The sequence below is a fragment of the Mycobacterium sp. NPDC006124 genome (genome assembly GCF_040614235.1).
Taxonomy (GTDB): Bacteria; Actinomycetota; Actinomycetes; order Mycobacteriales; family Mycobacteriaceae; genus Mycobacterium.
In genome coordinates this window covers 16,470-28,727 of record NZ_JBEXUA010000001.1, presented here as the reverse complement: position 1 = coordinate 28,727, position 12,258 = coordinate 16,470, and the positions used below count along the sequence as shown (strand labels likewise).

At 69.1% G+C, this 12,258-nt stretch carries 6 protein-coding genes; 3 read left to right on the top strand and 3 right to left on the bottom strand.

Annotated features, from left to right (window positions below; all coding sequences use genetic code 11):
- Positions 1 to 47: 47 nt before the first annotated feature.
- Complete coding sequence (locus ABZ195_RS00130) at positions 48 to 419, bottom strand: hypothetical protein (RefSeq protein ID WP_355213750.1); 372 nt, start codon at positions 417 to 419, stop codon at positions 48 to 50.
- A gap of 409 nt (positions 420 to 828) precedes the next feature.
- Positions 829 to 1,071, bottom strand: a complete 243-nt coding sequence (locus ABZ195_RS00125; RefSeq protein WP_355213749.1) for a CsbD family protein — start codon at positions 1,069 to 1,071, stop codon at positions 829 to 831.
- Positions 1,072 to 1,625: 554 nt separating this feature from the next.
- On the opposite strand from ABZ195_RS00125, the gene ABZ195_RS00120 reads away from it, so the two are divergent.
- The gene (locus ABZ195_RS00120) at positions 1,626 to 2,231 is read left to right on the top strand and encodes a helix-turn-helix domain-containing protein (protein WP_355213748.1); all 606 of its coding nucleotides are present in this window, start codon (positions 1,626 to 1,628) and stop codon (positions 2,229 to 2,231) included.
- Here ABZ195_RS00120 and ABZ195_RS00115 read toward each other — a convergent pair.
- Complete coding sequence (locus ABZ195_RS00115; RefSeq protein ID WP_355213747.1) at positions 2,218 to 2,547, bottom strand: LuxR C-terminal-related transcriptional regulator; 330 nt, start codon at positions 2,545 to 2,547, stop codon at positions 2,218 to 2,220. The two genes, ABZ195_RS00120 and ABZ195_RS00115, sit on opposite strands and share 14 nt — an antisense overlap.
- Before the next feature lie 802 nt (positions 2,548 to 3,349).
- Here ABZ195_RS00115 and ABZ195_RS00110 point away from each other — a divergent pair.
- Entirely contained in the window at positions 3,350 to 9,298 is a 5,949-nt protein-coding gene (locus ABZ195_RS00110) for an Ig-like domain-containing protein (RefSeq protein WP_355213746.1), read from the top strand.
- A 150-nt stretch (positions 9,299 to 9,448) separates the two neighbouring features.
- Complete coding sequence (locus tag ABZ195_RS00105) at positions 9,449 to 12,046, top strand: LuxR family transcriptional regulator (RefSeq protein WP_355213745.1); 2,598 nt, start codon at positions 9,449 to 9,451, stop codon at positions 12,044 to 12,046.
- Positions 12,047 to 12,258: the final 212 nt, after the last annotated feature.

The following is a 12,258-nucleotide window of genomic DNA, read 5'->3' as shown; positions in this document are numbered from 1 at the left end:
CGTCTAGCTTCCAGCCAATCTGGTCAATGTGCCGGATTTGATCGCCGTCAGGACTGCGGTCGGCGGGTGAGCGCTGCGACGGCCGACACCAAGCCCGCGGCGTTGATGATTGCCCACGCGATGTTGCCGGGCTTACCCGCTCTGGAAGCTGCGACGGCGTGATTGGTTCCGAAGAGAGCAGAAAGGACGGCGAGCCCTCGCAACTGCGCTCGCACGGGATCACCGGTGCCGGCGACGAGCGCCCCGCCCGCGACCAGAGTGCCAAGGTTCCAGATCGCGATCTCCCGCTGCCACCCCTCGTTGCGGCCCCATTCCGTGGTGTCCGCGAACTGCTCCGGGAAGACGCCCTGCACGACGAGCGCGACGGCAGTCCCCGCGAGCCAGGTGCCGGTCGCGGCGCGGACCGTGGGTCGGTACATCGTGTCTCCTCTGAAGGTCTCCTCTGATGATGAACGAGCCGAGACTACCTCGCTGTGATCGCTGAATTCCGGAGTCAATCGACGGCCGGACGACGCTGGCTCGCCGCTTGTCCGCGTGATCGGCGGCCATCACTCGTTCACCGTTCTCGTAAGCAAAATCCGCGGTGTGGACGTCTTGTCAGAGGCCGCGCAGAATCGGGCCTAAAAGAGATGGTCGCGAACACGAGCTTCGCCAGGCTCGCGTTGAACCAACCGACACCGAATCGACTGCCACGCAGTTCAGTTCGACCACTGAGTCGTTGACTTCAGGGTCGGCGCTCACGGTGAGCCCGTGCAGCGATCTGGAAGCTGACGCCATACAGGTGCACGGCCAGTCTCCGATGACCGGCCGTGCACCTGTCGAACGGACCTAAGCCTTCTCAGCTGCCTTCTGACGGGCTTCTTGGGTCTTGACTTCCGCGCGCGCCTTCTCGGCCTCGGCTTCCTTCTTCGCGACGTCCTTCTCAGCCTCGGCCTTGTCTACTTGAGCCTTGCCCTGCTCCTGCAGACGGTCGTTGTTGATCAGGATGCCGATGACCTGCTTCGCCAGGCCGACGCTGCCGTCAACCAACGCTCGAAGAGCGGCGATGGGTCCGCTGGTGTTGTCCGCCATGTGTGAAACCTTCCGTGGTGTGCACCGCAGACTGCTCGATGGGCCCTTGCGATGCAGCGTTGTGGGATGTGGGCCTATTGGACGTGTTCCCGTCGGCTCCGCTCAACGCACGCAGTTGTTAGCAGGATCTCAGTGTCGGGATGGGGTTGCGACCGATCTGGTTCCGTGAGGCGGAATAACCTCATGGCTCGAATGGCCTGTGGAAATGGCTGCGCCATAGGTAATGCATCGAGGTCTGCACCTAGGCTCTGCCGTCTGCGAGGCCGTCGTGACCGGACGTGTGTTGGCTCTACTGCTCGGGGAGGTTGGTCGTGACTCATTCTCGCCATTGAGGACCACCTGGACCGCCTGGGCAGTCCCTGCTGTGATGGGTCGACGCCGTCGCCTGAGGTGTGCCGCGCGATGGCGACCATCCGCAGTGAGGGCAGGCTCAATCGTCGCCACGGACGAGCTAGGTGCGGCGTACAGTTACCCCATCACCGGCGGCCACGAAGGTAGGAGTGGTTGCGATGGCAAGGACCCGAGTACGCAGCGGAGAGCTGGAGCTCCCGCCAATGCAAACTCTCTCCGCCGGCAGGCATGGTCTGACCCCGGAGGAGGTCGCCGCCGATCAACGGCGCCGCATCTTCGCCGCGATGGCCGAGGTGATGGCCGCCAACGGCTACGCCAACACCACGGTCAGTGACATCGTCACTCGCGCACGCGTGAGTCGGCCCACGTTCTACCAATTCTTCGACGACAAGCGTGATTGTTTCCTGGCTGGTTACGCGCACACACAACAGGCCATGATCAACGGGATCTTGCGCGCCCCGTTGGCGGGGACCCCGATGCAACGCTTCGACGAACTGTTGCAGCGCTATCTGTCCGCGCTCGCCGCCAACCCCGCCACGTCGATGGTGTACCTCGTGCACTCCTACGAAGCCGGGCCCGAGGCCGTGAGTCGTCGCCTGGAAATGCAGCAGCGGTTCGTCGACGGGGTCGCAGGAATATTCAAGGCCCGCAGCAAGGCCGACCGCTTCGCCTGCACGATGCTGGTCGGCGCGATCTCGACGGTGGTCACCCACGCCCTCGTGGAGGATCGAGCCGAGGAGATCGTGACGCTGCGCAAACCGATCCTCAACGTGGCCGAGAGGTTGATGGCCCGCCTCATCGTGCGGTGAGCCGGCGCGTTGCCCGACGCTCGCCAGCGGTCGAGGATGCCGCCTGCGTTTGCTGAGGCAGACTCGCGGGCCGGTGCCCTTCCACGGTATGGGCACTGATGAACGAGCGGCCGGCGATCTCCTGATTGGTCATGCCGTGCTTCGCCAGTTCGGCGATCTGCTGCTTCTGTGGACTCAGCCAGTCGCCTGTGGCGGTGGGCTGTTGTGGCGTTGAGTTCGTTGCAGCAGCCGATCCAGTCGATGTCTGGATGCGCGGCGACGGCGTCGTGCAGTGGGAACGCGTAATCCCCTCGCACTCCGCAGATGTCGTCGACACCGACGTCGTGGAGCCTGGGCCCGGTCAACTTCGAATGCCAACTGACGCCAAAGACGGCCGTCCGCGCATCAGTGAAACAATGTCTTCCGCCGCAGCAACGGAGCCGGCCGCACCGATCGGCCTCGAGGGGATCGACACCTGGTCCCGGCATGGCCTGGAGGGTGACGACTGTGCAGGCAGTCCTGCGAGGACGCGATTTGGGACGGGTGACCCCCTTTTCGATTCCTGTGAGATTGCGGTGCAGTAGTGCCTGTAAGGCGACACCTGCGATGCCGTCGTCGGCTCAAAACGGATAGAGCTGGGAGTATGCACGTGCGCACCTACGACGTGCGGGGTGCAGCGGTGCGGCGGGGGCGGTGCGGAGCTGCGCGGCGACGGTGGCCGTTGCGATCGACGGGTCGTTGTCGGGCGGACTACTGCACTTTGGACGCGGCACTACTGCATTCTTCGTGCGCGTCACTTCTTGGGCTCGCCGGTGGTGGTGGGCGGGTTACATTTCGCGTCGGCGTCGTCGTGTAGCAAACCGCGGCCACGCTCAGGGCGCGCTCCGAGTTCTCGATTACCCGCTTCCGTCGTCGACGGGACCGGGTGGACTCGCGCGTCCAGGGGTGTGCGGGACGGCCTGTCCCGAGGGGCTGCTCGACGAACACGTGAATCCGAAGGGGAGTTCCCAATGGCGGGTCGGCATCGCAACGGCGCTCGGCGCAACACCACACTCACCGTCGGAAGTGGGGCGAGTCGCGTATTGCCGGTGTCGGCTTGGTTGACCGCCGGAGCCCTCAGCGTTGGCGTAGGTGCGGCAATGCTGACCGGGGCCGGGGCGGCCCACGCCGACACCGGAGACTCCTCGACCTCCCACCCCGCCAGCACGGGCGCATCGGGTGCATCGGGGAGTTCGGCCGGCACCCGGGACACCACGTCGTCCTCCGCGGGCCCGAAGCCTTCCACGTCCTCGACGACGGCATCGTCCTCCGCGGCCTCGGCGACCGACTCCCTGGGCACCGCGGGCAAGACCACCTCCTCGACGGAGACCGGGGGGCCTTCCACGCCAGCCGACGCCACCTCCCCGGACGACTCCCCCGCGGCGTCCTCGACCTCGACGACGTCGGGCCAAGGCGCAACTGGTCACACCGGCGGGCACACCTCACACGACCTTGCCTCGGGTACGGCGCGCACCGCATCGCGCCCGTCCGTGAAAGATGACGCCGGCACCACGCCCGCCGAATCCGGAACCGATTCGGCGGCGATCACCCCATCGACTGCGACCGAATCGGCGGCACCGCATCGCGTGGTGCCGCAGGCCCTGGCAGTCACCGCCGAGGCGCAGACCACCCCCACCCTCACGAGCCCTGGCGCGGCCAGAGTCGCAGCTCCCGTGACGGCCGTGGTGGTCCCCACCGCACTGACTCCCGTCCCACCAGATCTGGGGACGTTCGTCTCCGAGGTACTGGCGTTGTTCATCAGCAATGGCACCGCCACTCACCCCAACGCCGGACTGTTGTTGGGCGCCGGATTCAGCTATACCGCTGCCACCTGCACCAGCGGGACGGCCTGCCGCGGCGGCAACGGCGGCCTGCTCCTCGGGCTGGGGGGCAGTGGTTTCGCGGGTGGTGATGGCGGAGCGGCCGGGCTCCTCGGCAACGGCGGCAACGGCGGTGCCGGTGTGGCGGGCATCAACGCCGGGGCCGGAGGCCGCGGCGGCAACGGCGGCCTGCTCATCGGCACCGGCGGCACCGGCGGCGCCGGGGTGGCCGGAGGGAACGGCGCGAACGGTGTGAGCGCAGGTCAATCCGGGACCATCGGGTCCGCCGGCGGCCGAGGCGGATCCGGCGGATCCGGCGGTCTGCTATTCGGTTCCGGCGGCAACGGAGGGTCCGGCGCGAACGGTGGTTCGGGCGGCAACGGGGTGGCCGGCGCGCAGGGGTTGGCGGCTGCCGCGCCCGGAGCCAACGGCGGCGCCGGCATGGCGGGCGGGTCCGGCGGTGCCGGCGGAGCAGGCGGTGACGCCGGCGCCGGTGGCAGTGCAGGTTTGTTCGGTACCGCCGGCACGGCCGGGATCAACGGTTCCGGCGGCCGCGGCGGCAACGCCGCCAACGGCGGTGCCGGTACCGACGGCGCGGACGGCGCCAACGGATCGAACGGAGCCGACGCCACCATGGCCGGGATGAGCGGCGGCGCTGGCATCGCCGGCGGAAACGGTGGTGCGGGCGGAAATGGTGGCGCGGCCGGGGCGGCCGGACTCGGCGGCGTCGCAGGTCGCGGCGGCCGCGGCGGTTCTCGCGGCGCCGACGGCGCCGGTGCGATCCAAGGGGCCGGTGGCGCCGGGGGCGATGGTGGCGACGGCGGTAATGGCGGCGACGGCGCCGCCGGAGACGGTGGCACGCCTGCGCTTACGGCCGGCACCAAGGGTGGCAACGGGCAGGCCGGCGGTGACGGCGGTGACGGTGGCCGCGGCGGCAACGCCGGCCGCGGCGGCGCCGGGTCCACGCTCGGAACGACCGGGCACAACGGCTCCGGTGGCAACGGAGGCAACGGCGCCGCGGGCGGGGACGGCGCCGCGGGTGCGGCAGGCTATGACGCCGCCAGCGACCCCGCCGCCGCCGAGACCGGAGCCGACGGCGGGAACGGCGGTGACGGCGGGAACGGCGGTCGCGGTGGGCGCGGCGGCGCAGGTGGCAGCGCCGGCACCACCGCGGGTGGTGGGCTCGGGACCAACGGTGACGGCGGCGACGGCGCCGACGGTGGCGCGGCCGGGCTGCCCGCCGACGGCGGCTCCGGCGCGAGCGGAGGTGTCGCGCACCCCAATGGTGGCAACGGCGGTGACGGTGGCAACCCCGGCCTCGTCGGCGCCGGCGGCAGCGCCGGCTCGCCCGGGACCACCCCCGGCGGGGGCGGTGCTCGCGGCAGCAGCGATGGGGTCGACGGTGCCGCGGCCACCGGGTTGGCCGGCAGCGGCGGCAACGGCGGGACCGGGTCCGACACCTTGACGTACGAGGCCGCGGGCACCGGCGGTAACGGCGGCGACGGTGGCAGCCTGGGCAACGGCGGCGACGGTGGGACCGGCGGCAACGACCTGATCCAGGATCCGGACGGGGGGTACATCGGCGGCGGAGCAGGCGGCGGCGGAGCCGGCGGTGACGGCGTCATCGGCGGTCATGGCGGCACCGGCGGCAGCGCCGGCTACGCCTACTTCGGCCAGACAATCTCTGTCGTCACAGGAGGCGCTGGAGGCGCAGCCGACCGCGGCGGCGACGGTGGCGATAACCAAAAAAGCCGTGGAGGCGTGGGCGGTCCGGGAGGTGGCGGCGGCGGCGCTGCGATCGAGAGCGACGGATACGGCGGCTCCGCAGCCGTCGGCGGCGACGGGGCGGCAGCCCACGGCGCCAGGGATGTCCCGAAGGTCGAAGGTGGCAGCGGTGGCGGAGCCGGCAGCCCCGGTAGCCCCGGCGTCAACGGCTACGAAGTTGGCTCTGGCTATTACGGCGGTGGCGGCGGTGGTGGCGGCGTCGGCGGTGCCGGCGGTAATGGCGGCACAGGTATCAACGCCGGTAGTGGCGGTGGTGGCGGTGTCGGCGCTGCGGGTGGCGCCGGTGGCCAGGGAGATCAGTTCATCGGCACCGGCGGCGGCGGCGGCGGCGGTCGAAGCCTGGGCAACCACAGCGGGCCGGTCGATCAGACACCGGTAGCGGTCGACGACTCGGTCACCGTCGCCGAGAACAGCGGGCCCACCGTGATCGCTGTGTTGGCCAATGACACCGACGTCGACGGCGGACCGAAGGTCATCACCGCGGTCACCCAATCGACCCACGGTGCGGTCACCGTGACCGACACGACCGCCAGCTACACCCCGGCGGCCAACTACTACGGCACTGACAGCTTCACCTACACACTGAACGGCGGCTCCACCGCGACCGCGACGGTCACCGTCGTGGCGGGCAGTCCCCAAGTCGGTACTCCCCAACCCGGGACCCCCACTGCAGGGCAACCCAGTTCCACCGGCGTGATCGTCGGCACCGCCACCTTCACCGATCCCGCCGGGCGCACATTGCACTACAGCACTTCCGGCACCAGCACCGGCGGCGCCACCGTCACCATCGACGACGCCGGCACGTACACCTACACCCCCACCCGCGCCCAGCAGCAGGCCGCCGAAATCGCGGGCTCCCGCGGCAGCGACACGTTCACCGTCACGGCCTCCAACGGCGTGCGTTCAGCTAGCGAAACCATCACGGTCACGGTCGATCCGGGCACTCCCCAACCCGGTACCCCTACTGCGGGGCAACCCAGCTCCACGGGCGCGATCACCGGTACGGCCACGTTCACCGACCCCGCCGGGGGCACCCTGCGCTACAGCACGTCGGGCGCCAGCACCGGCGGCGCCACCGTCACGATCGACGACACCGGCACGTACACCTACACCCCCACACTGCGCCAACGCCTGGCCGCCTCCACTGCCCCGACGGACACCTTCACCGTCACCGCGTCCAACGGCGTGAACTCCAGCAGCGAGACCATCACCGTGCCGGTCGCCCCGGTTTCGGCGGGAACGGTCGTCGGCCAGGGGACTCTGAGTGGGGTGGTGGTGGGGTCACCGGTGTTCAGTGCCGATGGGTCTGCAGCGCTGATCATCCTGAAGACCGGCACGGGTTTGAGCGCGGTCGACGTCAACACCAGCACCGGCACCCCGATCCAACGCCCGATCCAACTGGGCGGGACGACCACCACCACGGTGCACTCGGCGGCACTCAACGCCGACGGCACCCACGTCGTGGTGATCACCCAAACCCCGGCGGGGCCCAACCAGACCTTCCAAACCCTGCTCAACGTGATCGACACCAGCACCGGCACCCAGGCCGGACACACGGTGACACTAGGCGGTTCGCTTCTCGGATCACCGCTCTACAGCGCCGACGGCACCCACGTGGTGATCACCACCCAAGCCGGCGGCAGCCAAAACACCGCAGTCAACGTCAGTTCGGTCGACACCGTCGCCGGTGTGCAAACCGGCAGCACCCTCACCTTCAAAGCCAGCGCAGTCACCGGACCCCCCGCAGTCACGGTGGTACTGAACCCCACCGCCACCCGCGTCGTCGTCACCACCGCCACCAGCGTGACCGTGATCGACCCCAGCACCGGCACCCAACTGGGCACCACCTACACCGTCAACAAGGGCTACTCACCGCCAACCGTCGCCCTCAGCCCCGACGGAACCCACGCCCTCATCACCACCACCCCCCCAAACAACACCACCAGCAGCCTGCTCAACACGATCGATCTCGGCACCGGCGCCCAGCCCCGCCAGCAGTCCTTGGTTGGTGCGGTGGTGGGGTCGCCGGTGTTCAGCGGTGACGGAACCGCGGCGCTGATCATCCTGAAGACCGGCACCGGTCTGACCGCAGTCGACGTCAACACCAGCACCGGCATCCCGATCCAACGCCCGATCCAACTGGGCGGGACGACCACCACCACGGTGCACTCGGCGGCACTCAACGCCGACGGCACCCACGCAGTGCTCATCACCCAAACCCCGGCTGGGCCCAACCAGAACTTCCAAACCCTGCTCAACGTGATCGACACCAGCACCGGCACCCAAGCCGGCCACACCGTGACACTGGACGGGTCGATCCTGGGATCACCGCTCTACAGCGCCGACGGCACCCACGTCGTGATCACCACCCAAGCCGGTACCACCAGCCAAGGCCCCCTCAACCACCTCAACGTCAGCGTCGTCGACACCGTGACCGGCGTCCAGACCGGCTCCACCATCGCCACACCATTCGCCAGCAGGGGCACCGGACCCACGGTGGTACTGAACCCCACCGCCACCCGCGTGGTCGTCACCACCGCCGCGAGCGTCACCGTGATCGACCCCAGCACCGGCACCCAACTCGGCACCACCTTCACCGTCAACAAGGACAACTCACCGCCAACCGTCGCCTACAGCCCCGACGGAACCCACGCCCTCATCACCACCACCCCCCAAAACGACACCACCCGCACCCTGCTCAACACAATCGATCTCGGCACCGGCGCCCAGTCCCGCCAGCAGTCCTTGGTTGGTGCGGTGGTGGGGTCACCGGTGTTCAGTGCCGACGGAACCGCGGCGCTGATCATCCTGAAGACCAGCACGGGTTTGACCGCGGTCGACGTCACCACCAGCACCGGCACCCCGATCCAGCGCCCGATCAGCTTGGGCGGAACGACCGCCACCACGGTGAATTCGGTGGCACTCGCCGCCGACGGCACCCACGCAGTGGTCATCACCAAGGTCCCAGCTGGGCCCAACCAGAACTTCCAGACCCTGCTCACCGTGATCGACACCAGTACAGGCACCCAAGCCGGCCGCACCGTGACCTTGGACGGCTCGCTTCTCGGCTCACCGCTCTACAGCGCCGACGGCACCCACGTCGTTATCGCCACCCAAACCAGTACCACCAGCCAAGGCCCACTCAACCAGCTCAACGTCAGCGTCGTCGACACCGTCACCGGCGTCCAGACCGGCTCCACCATCACCGTCAGAGCCACCGCAGCCACGGTGGTCCTGAACCCCACCGCCACCCGCGTGGTCCTCACCACCGCCGCCAGCGTGACCGTGATCGACCCCAGCACCGGCACCCAACTCGGCACCACCTACACCGTCCCCGGGGGTTACGCACCGCCGAGCGTTGCGTTCAGCCCCGACGGAACCCACGCCCTCATCACCGCCGCCCTCGACACCACCCGCACCCTGCTCAAGGTCCTGCTGCTGTAGTGCCGCCTGCCGCTATTCGGGGCTCGTGGTCCAATCCGACACCCCGCAACAGGTGCGATAGGGCCACGACGGGGTAGTGCAGGTGGCGGGAATCATGACGGCGGGCCCGACGACGTCTCATCAATTGCCACTTCCAGCTAATCTTCGGTGATGTCGCGGACGTGGCCCCTGGCGGGGCGTGACGACCTGCTCGACGAGGTCATGGCGGTGCTCGAGGCGTCCGGGCAAATGGGTGTCGCGCTGACCGGAGCGGCGGGGGTCGGCAAGTCCCGGGTGGCGTGGGAGGCGGCCGAGCATGCTGCCGCGCAGGGGTGGACCGTTCGGAGAATCAGCGCGACCGCCACCAGTCAGCACGTGCCGTTGGGTGCGTGCGCCCAGTGGACCGACGACGTCGGAGGTGGCGAGGCGGCGTTGGTGCGTCGGGTGGGTGAGGCGGTGGTCGCGGGCAGTGACGCGGGCCGGCTGTTGCTCGTCGTCGACGACGCGCATCTGCTCGACGACTTGTCGGTCCTCGTGGTTCGGCACCTGGTGGACTCCGGGGCCGCCCGGCTGGTGATGACACTACGCACCGGGGAACCGACGCCGGCCGCCCTGAACGAGCTGGGCAAGACCGGACACGTCGTATGGCGTGAGGTCATGACGCTGTCACGCGAGCAAATGGACGCGGCCCTGGCGGCAGCATTCGGGGCGCCGCCCGACCACGGCTGCAGTGACCGATTCTGGAAATTGACCGGCGGAAACATGCTGTTCGTGCGACGACTGGCCGAGCAGGAGACCGACGCCGAACGGTTGGCCGTGACCGACGGGATGCTGCAGTGGAGCGGGGACGTCGTGGTGAGCGGGTCGCTGGCAGACCTCGTCGAGCACGAAGTCGGTGCGCTGCGAGGGCCGGTGCTGGACGTGATCGACACGATCGCCGCCGCCGAGCCCCTCGACCGGCGCTGGTTGTCGCTGCTGGCCGAGCAGGACGCCGTCGAGGAAGCCGAGCAACGAGGGTTGATCCGGATCGCCGATGAGCAGGTCTACCTTGGACATCCCCTGTTCGCGGAGATCCGCCGCTCGCGATGCGGTTCGGTGCGCCTGGCACGGCTGCGCGGGCGGGTGGCCACGGCAATGGGCGAAGGCGGCAGCGCTGCGGTCGTGGTCAAACGGGGATTGCTGTGGCTGGAGTCGGATCTGGCCCTGCAGCCCGAGCTTTTGACGGCGGCGGGCGGCGCGGCGAACTCCCTGCTCGACTTCGATCTGGCCGAGAGGTTGTTCGCCGCGGCAGCCGAGGCCGGTGTGGGGCCACGAGCCCACGTGTTGCGGGCCTGGACTCTGTTCATGATGGGTGACGGCGAATCGGCAGACGACGTCCTCACCCAGGCGCCGCGTTCAGGTGAGGTCGGCCCCGGATTCCGCAACGAAGTGGTGCTGCGCGCCTCCAACGAGCTGTGGGCCAAACGCAACCCGCAGCAGGCGTGGCAGATCGTCGAGCGCGCCCTGATGACCGAGACAGGCGAGCGGCGTGCGCAGATTCTGGTGTTTCGGGCCAACCAGCTGGCGCTGGCCGGGCGCACCCTGGAGGTGCTGCAGACCTTGGAGCAGGTCGACGACCAGGAGCTCGATCCTTACGGGACGGTGATGGCCTGCATCCCCGCCTGCATGGCCTACGGCGAGCTGGGCAAGCCAGAACACGTGGCCGACGTCGTCGCGGTGTCCGCGCGAGCGTTGGAATCGACCTTCGAGGGTGCGCACCTGCGCGGCCCGATCACCGAGGTCCACGTCAGCGCACTTGCAGCGTCGGGACACATCTCCGAGGCCGTAGCGATCGCGCAACAGTTCGCCCGCAGCCCGTACGGCCGTGAGACCACGATGCGCCACATCGCCCAGCAGATCCTGGGAATGGCACATCTGGCCGCCGGTGATCTTCGAGCGACCTTGGACCATCTGCCCGCCCACCCCGATGCGAGCTGCTGGAGCGGACGAGGTTTCCACGCCGCCAACAGTTTTCCCAGATTTGAGTTGATGCGCGCGCAGGCGCTCGCTCGGGTCGGCGACGTGGATCTCGCGGAGCGGGCATTGGCCACTGCCCGCGAGTGTCGACCACCGGCGTATCACTACTACGACTCTGCCGACCTCATCGCCGAGGCCTGGATCGCCGCAGCCCGATCGCGATTCGGCGATGCCCGTGCCCTGGCGCTGACCGCGGCCGACTTCGCCCGTGATCACCAGCAGTGGGCACGGGAAGTGTGGTGTCTGCAGACGGCAGTCCAGCTCGACGACACCGACGCCGCCGAACGATTGTCCGAGCTCGCCCAGCGGGTCGGGACCGTGCGCGCTACGGTGGCCGCCCGCTACGCCGAGGCGTTGAGCAGCGATGACGCCGCGGGTCTGGAGGCGGTGTCGGAGCTGTGGGAGTCGACGGGTGATCGGCTGGCCGCCGCCGACGCCGCAGCCCAATCGGCGACCTCGCACCGACGGGCCGGTCGTGCAGCCAGCGCCACCACCGCGGCCGGGCGAGCGAGGCGCTTGGCCGCGCTGTGCGGTCACGCCACCAGCCCTGCCATCGTCACCGCCGGATTCGCCGCACCGTTCACCAACCGCGAACGCGAAATCGTCGTCCTGGTCGCCCAAGGGCTGACCAACCGCCAAATCGCCGACATCCAATCCCTGTCGATACGAACCGTGGAGAGCCACATCTACCGCGCCAGCAACAAAGCTGGCGTCACCGGACGTGCCGGCCTCAGTCAGCTCATCGACATCTGAGGTCCTCTGTGACGACCCGGGCCCCCTTTTCGGACGCACATCCTCCGGCCGCTGGGAGGTGACTGTGCAGTAGCGCCGGTGGGCGGACGCGTCACCCGGCAGAGAGGCTCAGACCAGCGCATTCGTGCTCCGCCATCGTTGGAGGCGCCTGCATCGCCTAGTGCGGGGAGGTCGTGCGGTGCGGTCTGTGTGGGCTCAGCGGCGGGAGTCAC